Origin of the sequence: Streptomyces sp. NPDC050988, from assembly GCF_044456225.1 — a bacterium.
In the GTDB taxonomy this organism is placed as follows: Bacteria; Actinomycetota; Actinomycetes; order Streptomycetales; family Streptomycetaceae; genus Streptomyces.
In genome coordinates this window covers 30,510-53,404 of the sequence record NZ_JBITFQ010000006.1, presented here as the reverse complement: position 1 = coordinate 53,404, position 22,895 = coordinate 30,510, and the positions used below count along the sequence as shown (strand labels likewise).

Genomic DNA, 22,895 nt, shown 5'->3' with positions numbered 1-22,895 from the left:
GGGTGCCTCGGGAAGGTGCCTCGGGAAGCCGACTCGGGCCGTGAAGCCGACTCGGGCCGTGCCGGTCCTGCCGTCAGATCCCCGTGCCCGTCCGCCGCAGTACCCGCAGTGAATCCGTCGCCGAGATCTCCGTGAACGCGCCCGACTCCAGCGCCCGCAGATACACGCGGTACGGAGCCTGCCCTGTGAACTCGTCCACCGGGTCCGGGAACACGTCGTGGATGAGCAGCAGCCCGCCCTCGGCGACATGGGGCGCCCAGCCCTCGTAGTCGCCGGTCGCGTGTTCGTCGGTGTGGCCGCCGTCGATGAAGACGAGGCCGAGAGGGGAGTTCCAGAAGGCGGCGATCTGCGGTGAGCGTCCGACGACGGCGACCACGTGGTCCTCCAGGCCCGCCCGGTGGAGCGTACGGCGAAAGGTCGGGAGCGTGTCCATGACGCCGAGTTCCGGGTCGACCGTCGCCGGGTCGTGGTACTCCCAGCCCGGCTGCTGCTCCTCGCTGCCGCGGTGGTGGTCGACGGTGACCGCCGTGACACCGGCCTCACGCGCCGCACCGGCCAGCAGAACCGTCGAACGCCCGCAGTACGTACCGACCTCCAACAGCGGCAGCCCCAGCCGCCCCGCCTCGACAGCGGCCCCGTACAACGCGAGCCCTTCGCCCACGGGCATGAACCCCTTGGCCCCCTCGAAGGCAGCGAGAATCTCCGGCTTGGGCGCGGCGGGCATGGGATTCCTCCAGGTCGTACGGGTGTCCGGGCGCCCCATGGTGGCAGGGCAGGGGCACAGCCCCGTCCTCAGGGGCTCCGGAGACGAGGCCCCGCCCCCTCAGGGGCTCGGGAGACGGGGCCCCGCCCCCTCAGGGGCGCGGGGAACTGCGCGACCGGCCCCCACTGACCCGCAGACGAACTACGACGCCCCCAGCGGAACACCCACGCCGGGCAGCGAGAGATCCAGCTCGACCGCCCGGTCATCCCCCGCATGCGTGGCCGACGAGGCCAGCGGCCCGTGGCCCGGAGCCTTCGCGGCCAGCACATACGCACCCTCGGAGGGCACGGCGAGCGCATAGCCGCCGTCCTCCGCGGAGAGCGTGGCACCCGCCTGCCTCCCGCGCCGGTCGATCAGCGTGACCTTGGCCCGGGCGACCGGAACACCGTCGGCGGTGAGGACGCGGCCACGGAAACCGGCCCCGGCGGCCCCGTCGGCATTGGGCACCTCGGGGGCGTCCTCGCTGGACGCCACCAGATGCGGCTTCGCCGCCTGCGCCACCGCCCGTCGCCCCGGCAGGAACGCCGCGAACGCCAGCCCCAGCAGCACCGCACCCGTGGCGATCAGGAAGGACACCCGGAAGCCCTGCATCGTGGGGACGGCCACGCCACCCACCTGGTCCGCCGTGTTCGCCAGGACCATGCCGATCACGGCACTCGACACGGACGTACCGATCGAGCGCATCAACGTGTTGAGGCCGTTCGCCGCACCGGTCTCCGAGGCGGGTACGGCACCGATGATCAGCGCGGGCAGCGAGGAGTACGCGAGGCCGATGCCCGCGCCCAGGACGACGGCGATGACGATGGTCTGCCAGGCGGCGCTCATCAGGCCGAGGCCGGCTCCGTATCCGACCGCGATGATCAGCATGCCGATCATCAGGGTGACCTTGGGGCCGTACTTGGCGGAGATACGGGCGTACACCGGCGCCGTGAACATCATCGTCAGGCCGAGCGGCGCCACGCACAGACCCGCGACGACCATGGACTGGCCGAGGCCGTAACCGGTCGACGTGGGCAGCTGGAGGAGCTGGGGCAGGACGAGCGAGACGGCGTAGAAGGCGACGCCGACCATGATCGAGGCGAGGTTGGTGAAGAGCACCGCGCGGCGGGCCGTGGTGCGCAGGTCGACCAGCGGAGCCTTCACGCGCAGCTCCATCAGGCCCCAGAGGAAGAGGACGACGGCCGCCGAGCCGAACAGGGCGAGCGTGGTGCCGGACGTCCAGCCCCAGTCGCTGCCCTTGGTGATCGGCAGGAGGAAGAGGACGAGACCGGCGGAGAGGCCGAGCGCGCCCCAGACGTCGAAGGTGCCCTCGGCGCGCATCGGGGATTCCGGTACGAAGACGAGGGTGAGCAGGATGGAGAGGGTGCCGAGGCCCGCGGAGCCGAAGAACAGCGCGTGCCAGTCGGCGTGCTGTGCGACCAGTGCGGCGACCGGCAGGGCCAGACCGCCGCCGACGCCGATCGAGGAGCTCATCAGGGCCATCGCCGAGCCGAGCTTCTCGCGTGGCAGCCCGTCGCGCATCAGGCCGATGCCGAGCGGGATGGCCCCCATCGCGAAGCCCTGAAGGGCACGGCCGACGATCATCACGAGCAGTTCACTGGTGAAGCCGGCTGTCAGCGAGCCCACGACCATCACGGCCAGGCTCGCGATCAGCATGCGCCGCTTGCCGTACAGGTCGCCGAGGCGCCCCATGATCGGTGTGGCCACGGCACCCGCGAGCAGGGTCGAGGTCATCACCCAGGTGGCGTTGCTCGGCGAGGTGCCCAGCAGCTCGGGCAGGTCCTTGATGACCGGCACGAGCAGGGTCTGCATCACCGCGACAACGATGCCCGCGAAGGCCAGCACCGGAACGATTCCGCCGCCGCTGGTCCTTCGCGTGCGCGGTTCCGTCGTTGTCCGGGTCATTACGTGCTGCCTCCAGAGGCGAGAGCGGGGTAGGTGCACGGTGAACCCCGTGTGCCCGGGCAACTATTCCGTTGCTTCGAGCCGCTAACGAATTCTTGACCTTCTCATTGCATGGAGAAGTGGATCGGCCCGTATCTGACCTTCCGTCAGATTGGAACGTGTTCTAGTCTGCGCCGCATGGGGATCGGGATCACGCGGGAACAGCGGGACCTGGCCGAGGCCGTACGCGGCTGGATCGCCCGGACGGTGCCACCCGAGGAAACGCGCAAGCTGCTCGACGCACCCGGCGGCCAGGGCGGACGCCCCGCCCACTGGGACGCGCTCGCCGCCCAGGGATTCATCGGGGTGCACCTCCCGGAGGAGTGCGGAGGCGGCGGCGGGACGGTGCTCGACCTCGCCGTCGTACTGGAGGAGGCCGCGCGGGCGGCGCTGCCGGGCCCGTACGCCGCGAACGCGCTCGCCTCGCTCGTGCTCGCGAGGGCGGGCGCCGCGGCCGGGGAGCTGGTACGGGCCGTGGCCGGGGGCGAGCGGATCGGGGCGGTCGCCCTCGACGCCGGGACCCTGACCGCCGTATCCGACGCGGACGGGTACGGGTACGTGCTCGACGGGACGGCCCCGCCCGTACTGTCCGGCGGCGACGCGGACCTGCTGATCCTGGCGGCGTCGGTGCCCGCGTCTGTCCCGCCGTCGCAGTCGGTGCCGTTGTCGTCGGCGTCGGCGTCGGTGCCGTTGTCGGTCTCGGCTACGGCTTCGGGGCCGGGTGGGCGCACGCTGTGGCTGGCCGTGGACGCCTCGCAGCTCGCCGTCCGTGTCCACGAGAGCGCCGACCCGACGAGGGCGACCGCGGAGGTCGTGGCCACGGCGGTACGGGTCCCGGCGGACCGCGTCCTCGACGTCGACTCGGCGCTCGTGCGGGACCTGGCAGCAGCCGTGTTCGCCGCCGACGCGTGCGGGACCGCCGGGTGGGCGCTGGAGACCGCGGCCTCGTACGCGAAGGTGCGGGAGCAGTTCGGGCGGCCCATCGGCCAGTTCCAGGGGATCAAGCACCTGTGCGCCGACATGCTGGTCCGCGTAGAAAGGGCCGGCGCGCTGGCGTGGGACGCGGCCCGGGCCGTACAAGAGCCCGACGACGTACGGGAGTTGGTGACCGCTCTTGCCGCGGGTGTCGCGCTCGACGCGGCCCTCACGTGCGCCAAGGACTGCGTACAGGTGCTCGGCGGCATCGGCTTCACCTGGGAACACGACGCGCATCTCTACCTCCGACGGGCCCTGGTGGCACGGCAGTTGCTCGGTGGCGGGCATCTCCTGCGGGCGGTCGGGGCGGCGGAGAACGGGGCGAGACGCGAGCTTCGTACGGAGCTTCCGGAGGCGGAGGCCGCGCGGCACCGGGAGGCGGCCCGCGCCGTCATCGCACGCGTACGCGGCCTCGAACCGGCAGCCGTACGGAGGGAGTTGGCGCCCACCGGGTACACCGCACCCCACCTGCCCTCGCCGTACGGACTCGGTGCCGGGCCCGTCCAGCAGCTCGCCGTGCAGGAGGAGATGGTCGCCGCGGGAGTGCGCGTCGGTGACCTGGGGATCGCCACCTGGGTCGTACCGTCGCTCATCGCCTACGGGACCCCGGAACAGCAGGAGCGGTATCTGCTGCCGACGCTGTGCGGGGACGTGCTGTGGTGCCAGCTCTTCTCGGAGCCCGGGGCCGGATCCGACCTCGCCTCGCTCCGCACCCGCGCCGAGCGGACCGCAGACGGGCGCTGGCGCGTCAACGGGCAGAAGGTGTGGACGAGTTCGGCCCGTTGGGCGGACTACGGGATCCTCCTCGCCCGGACGAACCCGGACGCGCCCAAGCACAAGGGGCTCACGTACTTCGTCGTCGACATGAAGGAGACGGACGGCATCGAGATCCGTCCGCTGAAGGAGATCACCGGCGAATCGCTGTTCAACGAGGTCTACTTCGACGACGTGGTGCTGCCCGCCGACTCCGTGGTCGGTTCGGTCGACGACGGCTGGCGGGTCGCGCGCAACACCCTCGGCAACGAACGCGTCCACATGGCCGACCAGTTGACCTTCGGTACCGGCCTCGAAGCGATCGTCGCCCGCTCCGCCGGCCTCGACGACACCGTACGGGTCCGGGTCGGGGCCCTGATCGCGGAGGCACACGCGCTGGGCTGCATCGGACTCCGTACGACCATGCGGCAGGTCTCGGGCGTGGACCCGGGCGCCGGCGCCTCCGTACGCAAGCTCGTCCAGACCGCGCACCAGCAGAAGGTCGCCGAGCTGGCACTCGAACTCCTCGGTCCGGCCGGTGCGTTGCGCGAGGGAGCCGGAGAACGGGCCGTGCACGGATTCCTGCTCAGCCGGTGTCTGACCATCGCCGGCGGGACGACGCAGGTGCAGCTGAACGTGGTCGCGGAGCGCATCCTCGGCCTGCCGAGGGACCAGCGAGCGGAAGAGCGAGCGGAAGACCGGGGAGAGTCATGAAGGCATACGTCGTCGGTGTGGGCATGACCAGGTTCGAGAAGCCGGAGACCCGGGACTGGCAGTACTGGGACATGGTCCGCGAGGCGGGCACCAACGCCCTTGCGGACGCCGGGATTTCGTACGACGCCGTGGAGCAGGTGCCCGTCGGCTACTGCTTCCAGGCCTCCACGGCCGGGCAGCGGGCCGTGTACGAACTCGGCCTGAGCGGAGTGCCCGTCTACAACGTGAACAACAACTGCGCGACCGGCTCGACCGCACTGATGCTAGCCCGGCAGTTCGTGGAGGGCGGCGCGAGCGACTGCGTACTTGCAGTGGGGTTCGAGAAGATGGCGCGGGGTGCGCTGGGAGGCGGGGCCGACGGGGGTGACTTCAAGACGTCACCTGTGGCGCGTCACTACGCGGTGATGGCGGCGCGGCACGGCTTCGAGATGACGCCGCCCACCGCCCAGATCTTCGGCGATGCGGCGCGCGAGCACATGGAGAAGTACGGCACGACGGAGGCGCAGCTCGCGGCCGTGGGGGCCAAGAACCACCGGCACTCGGCGAACAATCCCTACGCGCAGTTCCAGGACGTCTACTCGGTCGACGAGATCCTCGCCGCCCGTACGGTCCACGCGCCGCTGACCAAACTGCAGTGCTCGCCCACCTCGGACGGGGCCGCCGCGGCCGTCGTCGTGTCGGAACGGTTCGTGGAGCGGCACGGGCTGGGGGAGCGGGCCGTGGAGATCGTCGCGCAGGCGATGACCACGGACACGGAGGAGTCGTTCGCGTCCGGGTCGTGCATCGACGTCGTCGGGCAGCCGATGTCGCGGGCCGCCGCCCGGCAGGTGTACGAGCGGGCCGGGCTCGGCATCGAGGACGTCGACGTCGTGGAACTCCACGACTGCTTCTCCGTCAACGAACTCCTGACGTACGAGGCGCTCGGCATGTGCGAGGCGGGGCAGTCCGGGAAGCTCGTGGAGTCGGGCGCGACGACGTACGGCGGACGCTGGGTGGTGAACCCCTCGGGCGGACTCATCTCCAAGGGGCACCCCCTGGGAGCCACCGGCATCGCCCAAGTCGCCGAACTGGTCTGGCAGTTGAGGGGCGAGGCGGCGGCCCGGCAGGTGACGGGAGCCCGCGTCGGCCTCGCGCACAACATCGGGCTCGGGGGCGCGGCGGTGGTGACCCTGCTGAGGCGGGGCTAGCGGGCGAGAGAGAGCTGCCTGGGTCCTAGGTCCTGCGGCGGACGGTCCGTCCAGCGAAATTCCGATGTACGGGGCACCGGCCCGCTGCGAGCATGACACCCATGCCCACGCTCAGAACCGCCGCAGAGATACCCGTGTCCGGTCGTTCCGCGCCTCCCACCTGGGTGGTGGTCGCACTCGCGTGCGCGGGACAGTTTCTCGTCGTCCTCGATGTGTCCGTGGTCAATACGGCGTTGCCGTCGATGCGCGCCGATCTGGGGCTGAGCGCCCCGGGGCTCCAGTGGGTCGTCAACGCGTACACGATCGCCTTCGCCGGATTCATGCTGCTCGGCGGGCGGGCCGGGGACCTGTACGGCCGCAAGCGGATGTTCCTGATCGGGCTCGCGCTGTTCACGCTGGCCTCGCTCGCGGGCGGGCTCGCCCAGGAGGGCTGGCAGCTGCTGGCCGCGCGGGCCGTGCAGGGTCTCGGGGCGGCGGTGCTCGCGCCCTCGACGCTGACGATCCTGACGTCGGCCGTGCCCGAGGGCGCGGCACGCGCGCGGGCCATCGCGACCTGGACCGCCGTCGGCGGGGGCGGCGGCGCGGCGGGCGGGCTCGTCGGCGGGGTCCTGGTCGACGGGCTTTCGTGGCGGTGGGTCCTGCTCATCAACGTGCCCATCGGCGCGGTGGTCCTGGCCGGCGCCCTGCTCTGGCTCGTCGAGAGCCGGGCCGGCGACGGACGCCGGATCGACCTGCCGGGAGCGCTGCTGGTGACGGCCGGCCTCGCGACCCTCGCGTACGGGATCGTGCAGACCGAGGCCGAGGGGTGGACCTCGGCCGCGACCCTGGTGCCGCTGGCCGCCGGGGCCGCCCTGATCGGGCTGTTCCTGCTCGTCGAGGCGCGGACGAAGGCGCCCCTGATGCCGCTGAAGCTGTTCCGCCTGAGGTCCGTGTCCTCGGCGAACGTGGCGATGTTCCTGTGCGGCGCGGCGATGTTCTGCATGTGGTTCTTCATGACGCTGTACGCGCAGAACGTGCTCGGCTACTCGCCGCTGGACGCCGGACTCGCGCTCGTGCCCAGCTCGCTCGCGGTGATCCTCGGCTCGAAGCTGGCGCCGCGGCTGATGCCCGTTGTGGGAGCGCGGAATGTCGCCGTGCTCGGGGCGGTGGTGGCGGCCGCCGGGTTCGGCTGGCAGTCCACGATGACCGCCGACGGCGCGTACCTCACCGCGATCATGTTCCCCGGGATCCTGATGATGCTCGGCGCCGGACTGTCCGCGACGCCTCTCGCCGCGCTGGCCACGTCGGGGGCGGAGCCCGGGGAGGCCGGGCTGGTGTCGGGGCTGATCAACACCTCCCGCACGATGGGGGGTTCTCTCGGGCTGTCCGTGATGGCGACGATCGCCGCGGCGCGGACCGGGGGCGGGGGGTCGCCGGAGGCCCTGACGGAGGGGTATGCGCTGGTGTTCCGCACGGGTGGGGGTGTGTTGCTCGTGGGGGTGGTGCTGATGTTGGTGTGGCTTCCGCGGGGGGTTGTGGGGCGGGGCTGAGATCCGCTGCGGGTGCGTGGGGGCTGGTCGCGCAGTTCCCCGCGCCCCTAAGGACAAAAGCCGGGGCTGCGCCCGGCCTTTGTCCTTGGGGGGCGGTAGCCCTTGCCTTTAAGGGGCGCGGGGAACTGCGCGATCAGCCACGACGCACCCGCAGACAACGAACCACCTACAACCACCCCTGCTGGCGAGCCTCCCGCATGGCCTCCATGCGATTCCGCGTCGCCGTCTTACCAATCGCCGACGAAAGGTAGTTGCGGACGGTCGACTCGGACAGGTGGAGCTTCGACGCGATGTCGGCGACCGTCGCACCGTCCACCGACGCCTTCAGCACATCGCACTCACGCGCAGTGAGCGGGTTCGGCCCGGCACTCAGCGCGGCCGCCGCGAGCGCGGGATCGATGACCGTCTCACCGGTCAGTACCCGGCGGATCGCCTCGGCCAGCTCCTCCACGGGCCCGTCCTTGACGAGGAACCCCGCGGCGCCCGCCTCCATGGCCCGCCGCAGATAGCCCGGCCGGCCGAAAGTCGTGAGGATCAGCACCCGGCAGTCGGGCGCCTCGTCCCGGAGCAGCGCGGCGGCGTCCAGGCCGCTGATGCCGGGCAGTTCGATGTCCAGCAGTGCCACGTCCGGCCGCGACTCCAGGGCCGCGCCGACGATCGCGTCCCCCGTCCCGACCTGCGCGACCACCTCGATGTCCGCCTCCAGTCCGAGGAGGAGGGCGAGGGCGCCCCGCATCATCCCCTGGTCCTCGGCGAGCAGGACTCGGATGGACTTGGCGGGCCGGTGGTCCCGGGGCATCTCGTTCACGGCCCAAGAGTAGGGCTCCGCCGGGGTGCGTTGTTCGGCTGCGGGCCCGGTGGGGGCTGGTCGCGCAGTTCCCCGCGCCCCTTAAAGGCAAGGGCTACCGCCCCCCAAAGACGAAAGGCGTGGGCGCAGCCCCGGCTTTTGTCTTCAGGGGCGCGGGGAACTGCGCGACCAGCCACAACGAATCCGCAGCCGACCAACACACCCCGGCGGAGCCGACCCGCACCTACCGAGCAGCCTCCACCGGCTCCGCCATCCTCGCCGGCTCCGCCGGATCCACCGGCAGCTCCGCCACCACCGTGAACCCGTTCCGCACACCAGGCCCCGCCTCCAACGACCCCCCGGCCGCCGCAAGCCGCTCGGTCAGCCCCTTCAGACCGGTGCCGCCGATACCCGTACAGCCGATACCCCTACCGCCGACACCCGTACCGCCCATGCCGGGCACGGACGATTCCGGCGCCCCCGGCCCTCCCGGCGGCGTCACCCCACGACCGTCGTCCGTGACCCGCAGTCGAACATGCTCCGCCGAACCGTCCACCGTGATCTCACAGCGCCCCGCGCCACTGTGGCGCACCACGTTGGTGACCGCCTCGCGGACGACCCAGCCGAGCAGGACCTCGGTCTGGGCGGCGAGCGGCGGTCCGGACTGGCGGACGGCCGGTTCGATACCGGCGGCCCGCAGGGCCGATCCCGCCCGGTCGAGATCCGCCGCGAGGCTGCCCTCGCGGTAGCCGGTGACGGCCTCGCGGATCTCCGTGAGGGCCTGACGGCCCACCGACTCGATGTCGGAGACCTGCACCAGGGCCGCGTCCATGTCGCGGGGCGCGAGCCGACGGGCCGCCTCCGACTTCACGACGATGACGGAGAGCGTGTGGCCGAGGAGGTCGTGCAGGTCGCGGGAGAAGCGGAGACGTTCCTTCTCGACGGCTTGGCGGGCCAACTCCTCGCGGGCGGCGCGCAGTTCACGTACGGCGTCGGACAGGGAGAGGATCGCCGCGGTCACCATGGTGGACAGGAACGTGCCGTACGCGACGTTCACCGCGCCCCAGCCGTCCCGCAGCCCGGCCACGACACCGGCGAGCGCGCTCAGCCCGAGGCCGGTCCTGCCGAGCCACCGGCCCCGGACGATCGCGCCCGCGGCAAGGCCCAGCAGCGGGAAGAAGAGCAGCCAGCTGCCGCCGTACAGGCCGCCGAGGAGACAGGTCACGATGCCCAGCGCGAGCAGCGCGCCCCGGGTGGAGCGGGCCTCCCGGGCCTCCTTGGTGAAGGCCCGGAACACCACATGGATGTAGAGGGAGTTGAAGACGAGGAGGCCGATACCGCCGATCCACGGGTTCGGGGTCTTGCCCTGGAAGAGGTTGGAGAAGGCGCCCATGCCCATGAGCAGCCAGGGGAGGAGCGCGAACCCGCTGGGCGGCGGGCCCAGATGCTCCGGCAGCTTCCCGGTCTTCCGTACGGCCTTCTGGTCGGCGACGAACGCGTCCCGGTCGGCCTTCCAGTCCGTCCGCTTCTCCTGCCACGCGGACATCTGGCAGATGGTCCTTCGCATCCAGGACATGTCTCCAGCCCCCGTTCAGACGGTCCGCGAGGTCCTGCGGTACGAGACCACAGCGTACGAGCCGAAGGCCAGCAGCCAACCGGTCAGCACCAGCACCGCCCCGAGGGCGGGCGCGTGCCCGTCGGCGACCGACGTGCCGAGCTGCGCGAACCGGTTCGTGGGTGTGTAGGAGGACAGCGACCGCAGCCACCCCGGGAAGAGGCTCAGCGGGAACCACAATCCGCCGACCACCGCGAGCGTCAGGTTGCAGACCATGTTCATCACGCCCGTGGCCTGCGCGGTCAGCCGGTAGCCGTTGCCGAGGCCGAGCAGGGTGAAGGGGATCGAGCCGAGCCACAGCAGCAGCGCGATCACCGCCCACTTCCAGGCGTCGAGCCGTACGCCGTTGACCAGGCCGCCCGCCACGAGGACCGCGACGATCGCGGGCAGCACCGTCACCGCACCCGTGAGCGCCCGGCCCATCACGACCTGACGCGGGCTCATCGGCGTGATCCGCAGCTGCCGCAGCCAGCCGATGCTCCGGTCCTCGGCGACCCCGCCGCCGGTGTTCAGGGCCGAGCCCATCGCGCCGTACGCGGCCATGCCGATCATGGAGGCGGTCTTCCATGTGTCGTCCTCGCCGTCGCCGAGGTTCGTGAACAGCAGGTACATCACCACCGGCATCACGACACCGCCGATCACGAAGCCGGTGTCACGCAGCGTCCGGCGCACTTCGAGCCGCAGATAGTCGAGCATCACACCGTCTCCAGGAAGGTACGGGCCGGGGCCGTGACAGGGGCGTCGGAGGAGGTCAGGGCCAGGAACGCGTCGTCCAGCGAGGCCGGTGCGACCTCCAGGCCGCGTATCGCGCCGCGCTCGGCGAGCGCGATCACCGTCGCGTCCGAGTCGTCGGTCCGCAGCCGCGCCCGGCCCCCGCGCACCTCCACGGAGACCACACCGGGCAGGGCCGCGAGCCCCTCCGTCCCGGCGCCGGCGAGGTCGAAGGCTACGAGGCTGCCGCCCGCGGCCCGCTTCAGCTGCTCGGCGGTTCCGTCGGCGACGATCCGGCCGTGGTCGATGACGATGATCCGGTCGGCGTTGGTGTCCGCCTCCTCCAGGTAGTGGGTGGAGAAGAGGACGGTGTGACCGCGCCGCGTGAACGCCCGCATCGAGTCCCAGAAGGCGTACCGCGCCTCCACGTCCAGCGCCGCGGTCGGCTCGTCGAGCACGATCAGCGCGGGGTTCCCGACGAGCGCGACCGCGAACCGCACCCGCTGCGTCTGGCCCCCGGAGAGCCGGTCCACGCGCCGCCCGGCCAGCTCGGCGATGCCCGCCAGCTCCAGCGCCTCGGCGACGGGCATCGGCGCGGGATACGTACCGGCCACGAACCCGACCAGTTCGCCCACCGTCACCCGTGGCACCGGCCGGCTGTCCTGGAGCATCGCGCCCACGCGCCCCGCCCGCACGGCCTCCTCCGGGGCGCCGCCGAAGAGGCGTACGACGCCCTCGTCCGGCTCGTTCAGGCCCAGCAGGAGCGAGATCGTGCTGGACTTGCCGGCGCCGTTGCGGCCCAGCAGCGCGACCGTCTCGCCGCGCGCGATCTCCAGATCGACACCGTCCACGGCCCGTACCGCACCGAAGGCCTTGACCGCCCCCGCGAAGGAAACTGCCTGGTCCGCGGCCCCGCGCGTCGAGGTGCCCGCCGCCGTCTCCGTCGTGCCCGCCATCGTCCCCGTCCCCGTCTCCGTCCCCGTCTTCGTCATGGGTACGACGCTACGAATCCGGGGGCCGGCGGGGCAGATGCGCAATGTACGGACTCGGGCAGGACAAAAGTCACTGCCGCTGTCACTGCCGTGTCCGTGACACCCATCTGACATGCCGTCAGGAGTCTTCACATGTGCCGGGCCCTGAGCTATACAGGTGGTCGCCGGACTGGAACGCGTTCTAGAACAGGCGGGTTCCTCGGCTCAGTGTCGACCTCGGTGCGGCCGACGGTGCGGACGGCCGCACCGAGGTCTTCCCCGCCAGCAGTCAGGAGCCCCATGCCCATCGACGTTGCCCAGGCCCTCGCGGCCGAGCCCCGGTCCGCCGGGATCGCCTGGGGTCACAAGGACGTCCAGCTCTACCACCTCGGCCTCGGCGCCGGCGCGAACCCCGACAAGGACAGCCCCGCGACGGACCCCGACGAGCTGCGCTACACCCTGGAGTCCCGGCTGCACGTGCTGCCGAGCTTCGCCACCGTCGCGGGCGCCGGCTCCCCGGGCGTGATCAACAGCCTTTCCATGCCGGGCATCGACGTCAACCTCGCGCACGTCCTGCACGGCGGCCAGACCGTCACGCTGCACCGCCCGATCCCCGTCGAGGGCCGGGCGACCGCCACCGGACGGATCGCGGCCGTCTACGACAAGGGCAAGGCCGCCATCCTCGTCATGCGCACCGAAGTCGCCGACGACGAGGGCCCGTTGTGGACCAACGACGCCCAGATCTTCGTACGCGGCGAAGGGGGCTTCGGCGGCGACCGCGGCCCCTCGGGCCGCCCGGAACCGCCAACAGGCGATCCGGACAGAACAGTTGAGCGTGCGATCCGCGAGGACCAGGCACTCCTGTACCGGCTCTCCGGCGACTGGAACCCGCTGCACGCCGACCCCGAGTTCGCCAAGCTCGCCGGCTTCGACCGGCCGATCCTGCACGGGCTGTGCACGTACGGGATGACGCTGAAGGCCGTCGTGGACACGGCACTCGGCGGCGACGTCGGCCGGGTCCGCTCCTACGCCACGCGCTTCGCCGGGGTCGTGTACCCGGGCGAGACCCTGCGCATCCGCATGTGGCAGGGGGACGGCACGGTCCGCGTGACGGTGGGCGCGGCCGACCGGGACGACGCACCGGTCCTCGCCGACACCGTCGTCGAGCACAGCTGAGGGACCAGGGACTTGAGGGACTAGGGACCTACGTACGTTTCCGAGGGGAGCCGCACCATGCGCGCAGCCGTACTGCACGAGATAGGCCAGGACAAGCTGGAGATACTCGACGACGTCGAGGCGACGGGCTTCGGCCCCGGCCGGGTCAGGATCCGGGTGCGGGCCACCGGCCTGTGCCACTCGGACCTCTCCGCGATGGCCGGGGTGCTGCCGCAGCCCGCGCCGTTCGTCCCCGGCCACGAAGGGGCGGGCGAGATACTGGAGGTGGGCGAGGGCGTCACCAACGTCAAGCCCGGCGACCGGGTCGTCGTCTGCTGGCTGCCCGCCTGCGGCGCCTGTCCCGCCTGCAAGCGCGGCCAGACCGAGCTGTGTCTCGCCGGGTTCATGAACGCGGGCACGCCCAACTTCAAGCGCCCCGGCGGCGATGTGTTCGGCTTCGCGGGCACCGGGACCTTCACCGAGGAGGTCGTCGTCGACGCGGGCTGCGCCGTGCCGATCCCGGACGACGTGCCCTTCGACATCGCCGCACTCATCGGCTGCGGCGTCACCACCGGACTCGGCGCCGCCCTCAACACCGCCGACGTGGAAGCCGGTTCGTCGGTCGCCGTCATCGGCTGCGGAGGCGTCGGCATCTCCGCGATCCAGGGTGCCCGGCTCAAGGGCGCCGCCGAGATCGTCGCCGTCGACCCGGTCGCCTCCCGCCGCGAGGCCGCGCTGAAGTTCGGCGCCACCAGGGCCGTATCGCCCGACGAACTCCCCGACGCCAAGCAGACGGTGACCGCGGGCGAGGGCTTCGACTATGTCTTCGAGGTCGTCGGCCGCTCCGCCACCGCCCGCACCGCGTACGAGAACACCCGCCGAGGCGGCACGCTGGTCGTCGTCGGCGCGGGCGCCATGGACGACCACCTCCAGCTCAACATGTTCGAGCTGTTCTTCGACGAGAAGCGGATCCTGCCGTCCATGTACGGCGGCGGGGACGTCCTGCGGTCGTACGAGCGGACCATCGCGCTGTGGCGCGCCGGACGCATCGACCTGGAGGGGCTGATCACCCACCGGGTGCCGCTGAGCGACATCAACGAGGCGCTCGACCAGATGCGTACGGGCGTGGCGCTGCGTACGTGCATCGAGATCTGACGCCCTGATTTCGACCATTCAACCTCTCGATCTTCTGACCGCTCGATCTCTTGAGTGCTCGATCTTCTGGCTGCCGTCGGCTGAAGGGACCTTGATGTCACTGCCACTTGAGGGCCGGTCCGCGATCGTCACGGGTGCGGGCCGCGGCCTGGGCCGGGCGGAGGCGCTGGAGCTCGCCCGGCTCGGCGCCGCCGTCGTCGTCAACGACTTCGGGCAGCCAGGCCGGGACGGCTCCGGGGACGCGTCCGCCACACCCGCCGAGGAGGTCGCCGCCGGGATCCGGGCGGCGGGCGGCCGTGCCGTCGCGCACACCGGGGACGTGGCCGACCATCAACAGGCCCGGGAACTGGTCGAGTTGGCGGTCGCCGAGTTCGGGCAGCTGGACATCCTCGTCAACAACGCGGGCATCCTGCGCGACCGGATGGTCTTCTCGATGTCCGAGGACGAGTGGGACTCGGTGATCCGGGTCCATCTGAAGGGACACTTCAACACCACCCACTTCGCCGCCGCGCACTGGCGGGCCCGGTCCAAGGCGGCGGACGCGCCGGTGTACGGGCGGATCGTGAACACCTCCTCGGAGGCGTTCCTCGCGGGCTCCGCGGGACAGCCCAACTACGCGGCCGCGAAAGGCGGAATCGTCGGGCTCACCACTTCGACGGCACTGGCGCTCGCGAAGTACGGCGTCACGGCGAACGTCATCTGCCCGCGCGCCCGGACCCGGATGACGGCGGACGTCTTCGCGGGCTTCCAGGAACCGGGGGGCGACGGGTCCGAGGAACGGCTCGACCCCCTCGCACCCGAGCATGTCGCCCCGCTCGTCGGCTACTTGGCCTCGCCCGCGGCCGCACACGTCAACGGCCAGCTTCTCGTCGTGCACGGCGGGATGGTCGCGATCGTCGAACGGCCGCGCGTGGCCGCCAAGTTCGACACCAAGCAGGACGCCTTCACGTACGACGAACTCGACGCGCTGCTCACACCGCACTACACGGACCGGCCGGCGGGGGAGACGTTCGCGGCGGCGGAGGTGCTGGGACTCAAGCACGAGTGACCGGTTGTGGCGCCGCTCGCACGGAAAGGCCCCGCCCGACGAGTGTCGGGCGGGGCCGTGTGACGCTCCGGACCTGAGGTCGTCAGGCCCCCGTGTCGCCGTGCTCGGCGGGCTTACGGTGCCGGCCGCGAGGGGTCGCCTCGCCCTCCTGCGCGGAGACGGGCCCCCGGTGCCGGCCGTGGCCACCGTCGTCTGCTGCCTGGGCCACCGTCGCCCGCGGGTCGGTGGCCGTCGTCTCCATGGTGTTCGTGTCGCTCATGTGGAAATTCACCCCGTGTCAACAAGATCCTTCGGTACAGCGCGGGCGAGTCTAACGGGCGGGTGTGACAGTGCTGAGGGGTGGTTGGGGCTACTCGGTGGTCACTTTGAGAGGGGTGGAAGGGGGCGTCGTTTCGGTGCCCGCCCGGAGAGCACGGAGAGCGCGGAGGGCCGGCGGGCACTCGGTACTCACCTGCTCGACTTGGAGTGGGTTCACCGGGAGTGGAGTCGGGGGCGGGGGAGAGGGAGGGGCTGGGGCTGGCGTCGCGGGCGGGGTTGGCCGGGCTCCGGAAGGAGGGCCTTGCGGGGTGACCGGTTGAACCACCGGCTGAAACGCCGCCTGAATCGCAGGCCGCATCTCCGGCTGGGCTGATGCCCGGTCCGCCGCCTGGTCCGCCGTCTGGTGCGCCGCCCGGTCCGACGGCTGAACTGTCCTCGGAACTGCTGGGCGAATGCTTTCAGCGGGAGCCCTGCCGGTCCCCTCGGCGGGCAGGGGGCCGGAGCCCTCGGCGGGCACGGGGCCGGAGCCCTCCGGGCCGATCGGGGTGAGGAGAAGGGTGCTTTCCGTGTCCGCCGGGAGCATGCACAGGGGGTTTCCGGCGGCTGCGTCACTGACGCCCTCGACGGGTACACGGCCCGTGCCCTCGCCGCTCGCGCGGTTCGTGTGCTCCGCGCCCGGGTGACCGGTGACCGCACCGGGTACGGGGCTCGCACTCTCGGCGGTCGCACGGCTCGTGTGCTCGGCGGCCGAGTTACCCGTGCCGCCCGCGTCCACCTGTCCTGTGCCGTCGACGGCGGTCCAGCCCGTATCCGGTTGCCCCGTGCTCTCGACGGCAGTCCAGCCCGCGCCTTCCGACGCCACCTGCCCCGTGCCGTCGACGGCGGTCCAGCCCGTACCCGGCTGCCCCGTGCTCTCGACGGCAGTCCAGTCCGTGCCCTCCGCACCCACCTGCCCCGTGCCCTCGACCGCGGTCCAGCCCGCGCCCTCCCTGCGGACCGGCTCCGGGGATAGGCCGGCGACCCAGCCTGTGCCGCCCGCCGCGCCAACCGACCCCGCACCAGGGCCGGTTGACCGTCCCGCTCCCGGTCCTGCCGCCTGTGCCAACCGGCGGCCCGCGATCGCGTTCGCCATCAGGCGTCCCGTCAGCGGCGCCTGTTGGAGTGGTACCGGGCGGGCTGTCGCGGGCTCCGGGGGACCCGTGACCGACGGCCCCCGTGACGCGTCCCCCCGCGCCTCAGCCGTACGGTCCGGATCCCCCGGGCCCCCGTCCCCCGCCCCCGTGGGTGCTGCCACCCGTGTCACGCCGCACGGCACCGCCCCCGTCGCGTACGGCAGATGGAGCACCCCGTCCCTGGTCCACTGACCCGAGCCCGCCAACCAGCCATTGGGCGCGGGCAGTTGATGGAGATGCCGCTCGGCGGGACGCCACATGCCGAGCCAGCTGCCGGAAGGGCCGCCGATCCGCAGGGCGACCGCGCAGCTCTCCGGCGTCAGCACCTGCCCCGGCTGGATCGCGAACGGAGCGACCGCGCGGCCGGGCAGCTGCAGGTGCTCCGGGAAGCGCACCGGGAGTGTGCTCCCCAACACGCCCCAGCCGAGCCGCTCCTGGCCCGGAGACGGCGCGTCCGAGCGGATCAGGAGCAGCCCGCTGTCGGCGTCCGCGAGGAGCAGCCGGTCGTTGCTCTGCTCGGAGATCTGCAACAGCGGCGACACTTCACCCCCGCGCTCCAGATCGACCACGACCGTCTTGGTCCGGCCGTCCAACTGCCGGTCCAGCGCGAGGAGTCGGTCCCCGCCGCCCAGCCACACCCCGCCCGAGCAGCGGCCCGGTACCTCCGCGAGATGCTCGGGCCCGAAGGCACCGCCCGCGACCAGCCACACGGCCGTCGAACCCCGGCCAACGGCAAGGGCGTACGCACGGGTGCCGGCCGGAGCGGGCGGCAGCAGCCGCAACTCCGTGCCCACGTCCGGGCATTCCACCGCGCCGAGCAGTACCTCACCCGTCCCCGGGCCCGTCGGATACAGCAGCGAGAACGTGTGCCGTCCGTCGACGAGGCGGTGGATGAGCACCCGCCCGTCCGCCATCGGCAGCACCTCCGTGCCGGGCTCCTCCGGCTGGTTGCCGGGCAGGGGCACGGCGTACGGCTCGGGGCCGTCCAGTGTCCAGCGCTCCGGGAACCAGGAGTCGCCGCTGCGGGCCAGACGGGCCGCGTACGACCCGTCGACGGTGATCACGCACCCTGCTCGCGCGGCCCATTCGTTCTCGTTCACCGCCGCGGACGATGGGGTTCCCCCCTGCTCGAGCGAAGTCGAGACCTCGGGGGAGGCACAGGCCGTCATCGTTCGGTCACCTCCGGCCACGAAACCTAGTTTTCGCACGCACAGGCGTGGGACCGGCAGGTGACCGCTTCACACATAAGAGTGGCCCGTTTCTGATTCGCCTGAGGGAACGGGGGCGGGTGTGCTGAGCGGGGGTGGGGCGGTTTATGGTTAGGGCTGCCTAAGTGGCGCCTGAGGGCTGCCTGGGGGGTTCCTGAGTTCCCCGCCGTGCCTTCGTGGGCTACCTGAGGCCGGGCGCTACCTGAGGCCGGGCGCTTCCTGGGGCCGGGCGCAACCTGGGGCCGGGCCCCACGCCGGCCTCGACCTCGGGCGCCCGATCCCGACCCGAACCTGACCATGAACCACCGGAGTGTGTGCCTGATGTCCCTACGACGCCGCGGTTCCGCCGCCGTCGCCCTCGCCGTGGCGGCCGCTCTCTCACTCGCCGCCTGCGGTTCGGGCGACTCGGACTCGGGTTCCGGCTCCGGAAAGTCCGACAACGGCGCCGGCAGCAAGTCCGTCGCCACCGGCGGCGAGGACTTCGCGAAGGCGGCCGAGGAGACGGCCAGGATGGGGACCACGGCCAAGGCCGGCGAGTTCCCTCGCACGATCAAGCACGCGATGGGCGAGACCGAGCTGAAGGCCGAGCCCAAGCGCGTGGTCGTCCTCGACGTCGGCGAGCTCGACAACGTCGTCTCCCTCGGTGTGAAGCCCGTCGGCTGGGCGCCCACCGAGGGCTCGGACGGGATCCCCTCGTACCTGAAGCAGGACGCGGGCAGCCCGAAGGACATCGGCACGATCAACGCCCTCAACCTGGAGGCGATCGCGGGCCTGAAGCCCGACCTGATCCTCGGCAGCGAGCTGCGCGCCGCCAAGCTCTACCCGCAGCTCTCCAAGATCGCCCCCACCGTGTTCTCCATCCGTCCGGGCTTCACCTGGAAGGAGAACCACCTCCTCAACGCGGCCGCGCTCGACAGGACCGCCGAGGCGAAGACGCAGCTCGCGGCGTACGAGAAGAAGGCCAAGGCCCTCGGCGACGAACTCGGTCCCGACAAGCCGACCGTCACCATGCTCCGCTACCTGCCGGGCATGATCCGCCTCTACGCGAAGGCGTCCTTCATCGGCACGATCCTTGAGGACGTGGGCATTCCGCGCCCCAAGAACCAGCAGATCAACGACCTCGCGGCGGAGATCAGCCCGGAGAGGATCGACGACGCCGACGCCGACTGGATCTTCACCGGCGTCTACGGCGACGCCAAGAAGACCGACCGCGCCACCGCCGAGTCGAACCCCCTCTGGAAGAAGCTCGGCGCGGTCGAGGACGGCCACGCCAAGGACGTACCCGACGAGACCTGGTACCTCGGCCTCGGCGTCACCGCGGCCGGCGAGGTCCTCGACGACCTCAAGGGCTTCCTCGCCAAGTAGCGCAACAAGGGCTTCCTCGCCAGGTAGCGCAATCAGCGGGGGCGGGGCGGGGCGGGACGGAGGGTCGGACGGACCGCCGGTCAGCCGCCCGCAGCGGGGTCGCCCGGTCACAGCTGGTCAAGTAGCCCGCGACCGGTGGGGCACGGACACAAGGCAGGTAGCCTTTTGTTCGTGCCCCGTCTGTCTGAAGTCATCGCCGCGCTCGACGCTCTCTGGCCCCCCGCGAGCGCGGAGGACTGGGACGCGGTCGGGACGGTCTGCGGAGACCCCGACCAGGAGGTCTCCCGCGTACTCTTCGCCGTCGACCCGGTCCAGGAGATCGTGGACGAGGCGGTGAAGCTGGACGCCGACCTGCTGGTCACCCACCACCCGCTCTATCTGCGCGGTACGACGACGGTCGCGGCCTCGAACTTCAAGGGCCGCGTCGTGCACACCCTCATCAAGAACGACATCGCGCTGCACGTCGCCCACACCAACGCCGACCGCGCCGACCCGGGCGTGAGCGACGCCCTCGCCGGGGCCCTGGACCTCCGCGTCGTACGCCCCCTCGTGCCGGACCCCACCGATGCCGACGGCCGCCGGGGCCTCGGCCGGGTCTGCGAGCTGGACCATCCGCTGACCGTCCGCGAGTTCGCCGCCCGCGCCGCCGAACGGCTGCCCGCCACCGCGCAGGGCATCCGCGTCGCGGGCGACCCCGAGGCGCTGGTGCGGACCGTCGCGGTCAGCGGCGGCTCCGGCGACAGCCTCTTCGCCGACGTACGCGCCGCCGGCGTGGACGCCTTCCTCACCGCGGACCTGCGCCACCACCCGGCGGCAGAGTTCATTGCGGCTCACGCCGACAGTCCCCTCGCGCTGCTCGACGCGGCGCACTGGGCCACCGAGTGGCCCTGGTGCGAGCTGGCCGCCGCCCAGCTCGACGAGATCTCCGACCGTCACGGCTGGGACCTGCGGGTCCATGTCTCGAAGACGGTCACCGACCCGTGGAACTCCCACTCCCCTTCACCTGGAGCCCCCAACTGAACGCCGCGCCCGCCGACCAGATCCGACTTCTCGACGTCCAGTCCCTCGACGCCCGCCTGCAGCAGCTCGCGCACAAGCGGAGGTCGCTGCCCGAGCACGCCGAGATCGAGTCGCTGACCAAGGACCTCACGCAGCTGCGGGACCTGCTCGTCGCCTCGCAGACCGAGGAGAGCGACTGCTCCCGCGAGCAGACCAAGGCGGAGCAGGACGTCGACCAGGTGCGCCAGCGCGCCTCCCGCGACCAGCAGCGCCTCGACTCCGGCGCCGTCACGTCCCCCAAGGACCTGGAGAACCTCCAGCGCGAGATCGCCTCCCTCGCCAAGCGCCAGGGTGACCTGGAGGACGTCGTCCTGGAGATCATGGAGCGCCGCGAGTCCGCGCAGGAGCGGGTCGCCGAACTGACCGAGCGGGTCTCGTCCGTCCAGTCGAAGATCGACGACGCGACGGCCCGCCGGGACGCCGCGCAGGAGTCCCTCGACGGCGAGGCCGCGACGGCCACGAAGGAGCGCGAGGTCATCGCGGGCTCGATCCCCGCCGACCTCCTGAAGCTCTACGACAAGCTCCGCGAGCAGCAGGGCGGCGTCGGCGCGGCCCGCCTCTACCAGCGCCGCTGCGAGGGCTGCCGCCTGGAGCTCAACATCACCGAGGTGAACGACGTGAAGGCGGCCTCTCCGGACACGGTCCTGCGCTGCGAGAACTGCCGCCGCATCCTGATCCGCACGTCGGAGTCGGGTCTGTAGGTCTGTATGTCTGTAGTCCGTGGATCGGTGGTCGGTGGATCGGTGGAGCGGTAAGGAGCTTCCGGCTTGCGCGAGTCGACCGTCGAGACGGACGGGGGTCCCCGGGGAAACCCGGGGCCCACGGGTTACGGGCCCGTAGTGACCGATGCGACGACGGGGGAGACGCTGTCGGCGCGGGGCCCGGTGGCGTCCTTCAAGGGGCGCGGGGAACTGCGCGACCAGCCACAACCGGCCCGCGGCGGGACGACTCCTGCCGGTACGACCGACGCGGGGTCCCCGCTGTTGGCGCAGGGTCCGGTGGCGTCCTTCAAGGGGCGCGGGGAACTGCGCGACCAGCCACGACCGGCCCGCGGCCAGACAACTCCCGTCGCCACCCCCGACACCAACGACACCCGAGCCGCACCCCCAGACCTCGGCACCCCCACCACCCTCGTGCTGCTCCGGCACGGCGAGACCCCCCTGACCCCCCAGAAGCGGTTCTCGGGAAGCGGCGGCAGCGACCCCGCACTGTCGGACACGGGCCGCCACCAGGCCGACCGCGTCGCGACCGCCCTGGCCGACCGCGGGACCGTACAGGAAGTCATCTCGTCCCCCCTCGCCCGCTGCCGCGAAACCGCAGAGATCGTCGCCGCCCGGCTCCGACTGGACGTACGGATCGAGGACGGGCTCCGCGAGACGGACTTCGGCGCATGGGAGGGGCTGACGTTCGCCGAGGTCCACGAGCGGTACCCGGACGACATGGGCGCCTGGCTGAGTTCTCCGGACGCCGAACCCACCGGCGGCGGCGAGAGTTTCGAGGCGGTGGCCCACCGGGTGGCCGCGGCCCGCGACAAGCTGCTCGCGGCGCACACCGGCCGCACCGTACTTCTCGTCTCCCACGTCACGCCCATCAAGACCCTGGTACGGCTGGCCCTGGGCGCCCCGCCGGAAGCCCTGTTCAGGATGGAACTGTCGGCGGCGTCGCTGTCGGTGGTGGCGTATTACGCGGACGGCAACGCGAGCGTACGGCTGCTCAACGACACGTCACCGCTGCGCTGAGCTGAGCGGGTTGGGCTTGGGGTGGGCTAGGGGTGGGCTCGGGTGGTGACTTGACTGCGGGCAGTGGGGGCTGATCGCGCAGTTCCCCGCGCCCCTTAAAGGCACTCAGCGTGAGGCCTGCCCCATCCGTGCGGCCTCCCTCGCCAGGCTCTCCACCCGCGCCCAGTCCCCGGCCGCGACCGCGTCCGGCGGGAGCATCCAACTCCCGCCCACGCAAAGGACGTTGGGCAGGGCCAAGTACTCCGGTGCGACAGCCGGGCCGATGCCCCCGGTCGGGCAGAAGCGGGCCTGGGGGAGCGGCCCCGCCAGGGACTTGAGGTACGCCGTGCCACCGGCCGCCTGGGCCGGGAAGAACTTCATGTCGCTCACGCCCCGCTCCAGCAGCGCCACGACCTCCGACGTCGTGGACACCCCCGGCAGGAACGGCACCCCGGACGCCTTCATGGCATCGAGCAGTACGTTCGTCCAGCCCGGGCTCACCAGGAAGCGCGCCCCGGCGGCCACCGACTGCGCCACCTGGTCCGGCGAGATGACCGTGCCCGCCCCGACCACCGCCTCCGGGACCCCGTCGGCGATCGCCCGGATCGCGTCGAGCGCGACCGGCGTCCGCAGCGTCACCTCGATGGCGGGCAGCCCGCCCGCGACGAGCGCGCGGGCCAGCGGCACGGCGTCCGCGACGTCGTCGACGACGACCACGGGGACGACGGGCGCCAGTTCGAGCACGGACGAGGACAGCGGTGACGAAGGCAGGGGCGAAACCATGCGCTCATCCTGCCCGCGCCAATCA

Annotated in this window: 18 protein-coding genes and 1 pseudogene; 10 read left to right on the top strand and 9 right to left on the bottom strand. The window is 71.9% G+C overall.

Going from position 1 to position 22,895, the window contains the following annotated elements; genetic code table 11:
• Window positions 1-73: 73 nt before the first annotated feature.
• Together ACIBEI_RS16020 and ACIBEI_RS16015 are read right to left on the bottom strand one after the other, a co-directional pair.
• Complete coding sequence (locus tag ACIBEI_RS16020; RefSeq protein WP_398889584.1) at window positions 74-724, bottom strand: class I SAM-dependent methyltransferase; 651 nt, start codon at window positions 722-724, stop codon at window positions 74-76.
• 180 nt (window positions 725-904) lie between these two features.
• The gene (locus ACIBEI_RS16015) at window positions 905-2,668 is read right to left on the bottom strand and encodes an MFS transporter (RefSeq protein WP_398889085.1); all 1,764 of its coding nucleotides are present in this window, start codon (window positions 2,666-2,668) and stop codon (window positions 905-907) included.
• A gap of 177 nt (window positions 2,669-2,845) precedes the next feature.
• On the opposite strand from ACIBEI_RS16015, the gene ACIBEI_RS16010 reads away from it, so the two are divergent.
• The 3 genes from ACIBEI_RS16010 (at window position 2,846) to ACIBEI_RS16000 (ending at window position 7,865) form a co-directional block, all read left to right on the top strand.
• Window positions 2,846-5,149, top strand: a complete 2,304-nt coding sequence (locus ACIBEI_RS16010; protein ID WP_398889083.1) for an acyl-CoA dehydrogenase — start codon at window positions 2,846-2,848, stop codon at window positions 5,147-5,149.
• Window positions 5,146-6,336, top strand: coding sequence for a lipid-transfer protein (locus ACIBEI_RS16005; protein WP_398889081.1), 1,191 nt, complete (start codon window positions 5,146-5,148; stop codon window positions 6,334-6,336). The genes ACIBEI_RS16010 and ACIBEI_RS16005 overlap by 4 nt, the downstream gene beginning before the upstream one ends.
• A gap of 101 nt (window positions 6,337-6,437) precedes the next feature.
• Window positions 6,438-7,865, top strand: a complete 1,428-nt coding sequence (locus ACIBEI_RS16000; RefSeq protein ID WP_398889079.1) for a DHA2 family efflux MFS transporter permease subunit — start codon at window positions 6,438-6,440, stop codon at window positions 7,863-7,865.
• A gap of 166 nt (window positions 7,866-8,031) precedes the next feature.
• Here the strand turns inward: ACIBEI_RS16000 and ACIBEI_RS15995 are convergent, their stop codons facing one another.
• From ACIBEI_RS15995 to ACIBEI_RS15980, 4 genes are all read right to left on the bottom strand, one after another.
• The gene (locus ACIBEI_RS15995; RefSeq protein WP_398889582.1) at window positions 8,032-8,664 is read right to left on the bottom strand and encodes a response regulator; all 633 of its coding nucleotides are present in this window, start codon (window positions 8,662-8,664) and stop codon (window positions 8,032-8,034) included.
• 232 nt (window positions 8,665-8,896) lie between these two features.
• Window positions 8,897-10,228 carry a sensor histidine kinase gene (locus tag ACIBEI_RS15990; protein WP_398889077.1) on the bottom strand — a complete coding sequence of 444 codons (1,332 nt, stop codon included), beginning with the start codon at window positions 10,226-10,228 and terminating at the stop codon, window positions 8,897-8,899.
• Between the two features lie 15 nt (window positions 10,229-10,243).
• Window positions 10,244-10,963 carry an ABC transporter permease gene (locus ACIBEI_RS15985; RefSeq protein ID WP_398889075.1) on the bottom strand — a complete coding sequence of 240 codons (720 nt, stop codon included), beginning with the start codon at window positions 10,961-10,963 and terminating at the stop codon, window positions 10,244-10,246.
• On the bottom strand, window positions 10,963-11,934 hold the full coding sequence (locus ACIBEI_RS15980; RefSeq protein ID WP_398889580.1) for an ABC transporter ATP-binding protein: 972 nt from the start codon (window positions 11,932-11,934) through the stop codon (window positions 10,963-10,965). The genes ACIBEI_RS15985 and ACIBEI_RS15980 overlap by 1 nt, the downstream gene beginning before the upstream one ends.
• A 315-nt stretch (window positions 11,935-12,249) precedes the next feature.
• On the opposite strand from ACIBEI_RS15980, the gene ACIBEI_RS15975 reads away from it, so the two are divergent.
• The 3 genes from ACIBEI_RS15975 to ACIBEI_RS15965 all read left to right on the top strand — a co-directional run bounded on the left by ACIBEI_RS15975 (window position 12,250) and on the right by ACIBEI_RS15965 (window position 15,307).
• Complete coding sequence (locus ACIBEI_RS15975; protein ID WP_364193006.1) at window positions 12,250-13,125, top strand: MaoC/PaaZ C-terminal domain-containing protein; 876 nt, start codon at window positions 12,250-12,252, stop codon at window positions 13,123-13,125.
• A 57-nt stretch (window positions 13,126-13,182) separates the two neighbouring features.
• Window positions 13,183-14,259, top strand: a complete 1,077-nt coding sequence (locus ACIBEI_RS15970; protein WP_364193004.1) for a Zn-dependent alcohol dehydrogenase — start codon at window positions 13,183-13,185, stop codon at window positions 14,257-14,259.
• Window positions 14,260-14,353: 94 nt separating this feature from the next.
• Window positions 14,354-15,307: a 3-oxoacyl-ACP reductase gene (locus ACIBEI_RS15965; RefSeq protein ID WP_398889072.1), complete on the top strand. Its 954-nt coding sequence runs from the start codon at window positions 14,354-14,356 to the stop codon at window positions 15,305-15,307.
• Window positions 15,308-15,389: 82 nt separating this feature from the next.
• Here ACIBEI_RS15965 and ACIBEI_RS15960 read toward each other — a convergent pair whose 3' ends face one another.
• Window positions 15,390-15,566 carry a hypothetical protein gene (locus ACIBEI_RS15960; protein WP_361058719.1) on the bottom strand — a complete coding sequence of 59 codons (177 nt, stop codon included), beginning with the start codon at window positions 15,564-15,566 and terminating at the stop codon, window positions 15,390-15,392.
• Between the two features lie 1,125 nt (window positions 15,567-16,691).
• Window positions 16,692-17,906: pseudogene (locus ACIBEI_RS15955) on the bottom strand (hypothetical protein); the annotation flags it as partial.
• A gap of 360 nt (window positions 17,907-18,266) precedes the next feature.
• Here ACIBEI_RS15955 and ACIBEI_RS15950 point away from each other — a divergent pair.
• From ACIBEI_RS15950 to ACIBEI_RS15935, 4 genes are all read left to right on the top strand, one after another.
• A complete protein-coding gene (locus ACIBEI_RS15950; protein ID WP_398889070.1) occupies window positions 18,267-19,310 on the top strand; it encodes an ABC transporter substrate-binding protein in 1,044 nt (347 codons plus the stop codon).
• A 171-nt stretch (window positions 19,311-19,481) separates the two neighbouring features.
• Window positions 19,482-20,330 carry a Nif3-like dinuclear metal center hexameric protein gene (locus ACIBEI_RS15945; protein WP_398889068.1) on the top strand — a complete coding sequence of 283 codons (849 nt, stop codon included), beginning with the start codon at window positions 19,482-19,484 and terminating at the stop codon, window positions 20,328-20,330.
• On the top strand, window positions 20,327-21,070 hold the full coding sequence (locus ACIBEI_RS15940) for a zinc ribbon domain-containing protein (protein ID WP_398889578.1): 744 nt from the start codon (window positions 20,327-20,329) through the stop codon (window positions 21,068-21,070). Before ACIBEI_RS15945 ends, ACIBEI_RS15940 begins: the two co-directional genes overlap by 4 nt.
• Before the next feature lie 66 nt (window positions 21,071-21,136).
• Window positions 21,137-22,108, top strand: a complete 972-nt coding sequence (locus ACIBEI_RS15935) for a bifunctional RNase H/acid phosphatase (RefSeq protein WP_398889066.1) — start codon at window positions 21,137-21,139, stop codon at window positions 22,106-22,108.
• A gap of 105 nt (window positions 22,109-22,213) precedes the next feature.
• Here ACIBEI_RS15935 and eda read toward each other — a convergent pair whose 3' ends face one another.
• Window positions 22,214-22,870, bottom strand: a complete 657-nt coding sequence (eda, locus tag ACIBEI_RS15930; RefSeq protein ID WP_398889064.1) for a bifunctional 4-hydroxy-2-oxoglutarate aldolase/2-dehydro-3-deoxy-phosphogluconate aldolase — start codon at window positions 22,868-22,870, stop codon at window positions 22,214-22,216.
• Window positions 22,871-22,895 lie beyond the last annotated feature (25 nt).

Coding starts and splice junctions, on each gene's coding strand:
- ACIBEI_RS16020 (WP_398889584.1), bottom strand. CDS start 724: ATGCCCGCCGCGCCCAAGCCGGAGATTCTCGCTGCCTTCGAGGGGGCC.
- ACIBEI_RS16015 (WP_398889085.1), bottom strand. CDS start 2,668: ATGACCCGGACAACGACGGAACCGCGCACGCGAAGGACCAGCGGCGGC.
- ACIBEI_RS16010 (WP_398889083.1), top strand. CDS start 2,846: ATGGGGATCGGGATCACGCGGGAACAGCGGGACCTGGCCGAGGCCGTA.
- ACIBEI_RS16005 (WP_398889081.1), top strand. CDS start 5,146: ATGAAGGCATACGTCGTCGGTGTGGGCATGACCAGGTTCGAGAAGCCG.
- ACIBEI_RS16000 (WP_398889079.1), top strand. CDS start 6,438: ATGCCCACGCTCAGAACCGCCGCAGAGATACCCGTGTCCGGTCGTTCC.
- ACIBEI_RS15995 (WP_398889582.1), bottom strand. CDS start 8,664: ATGCCCCGGGACCACCGGCCCGCCAAGTCCATCCGAGTCCTGCTCGCC.
- ACIBEI_RS15990 (WP_398889077.1), bottom strand. CDS start 10,228: ATGTCCTGGATGCGAAGGACCATCTGCCAGATGTCCGCGTGGCAGGAG.
- ACIBEI_RS15985 (WP_398889075.1), bottom strand. CDS start 10,963: ATGCTCGACTATCTGCGGCTCGAAGTGCGCCGGACGCTGCGTGACACC.
- ACIBEI_RS15980 (WP_398889580.1), bottom strand. CDS start 11,934: ATGGCGGGCACGACGGAGACGGCGGCGGGCACCTCGACGCGCGGGGCC.
- ACIBEI_RS15975 (WP_364193006.1), top strand. CDS start 12,250: ATGCCCATCGACGTTGCCCAGGCCCTCGCGGCCGAGCCCCGGTCCGCC.
- ACIBEI_RS15970 (WP_364193004.1), top strand. CDS start 13,183: ATGCGCGCAGCCGTACTGCACGAGATAGGCCAGGACAAGCTGGAGATA.
- ACIBEI_RS15965 (WP_398889072.1), top strand. CDS start 14,354: ATGTCACTGCCACTTGAGGGCCGGTCCGCGATCGTCACGGGTGCGGGC.
- ACIBEI_RS15960 (WP_361058719.1), bottom strand. CDS start 15,566: ATGAGCGACACGAACACCATGGAGACGACGGCCACCGACCCGCGGGCG.
- ACIBEI_RS15950 (WP_398889070.1), top strand. CDS start 18,267: ATGTCCCTACGACGCCGCGGTTCCGCCGCCGTCGCCCTCGCCGTGGCG.
- eda (WP_398889064.1), bottom strand. CDS start 22,870: ATGGTTTCGCCCCTGCCTTCGTCACCGCTGTCCTCGTCCGTGCTCGAA.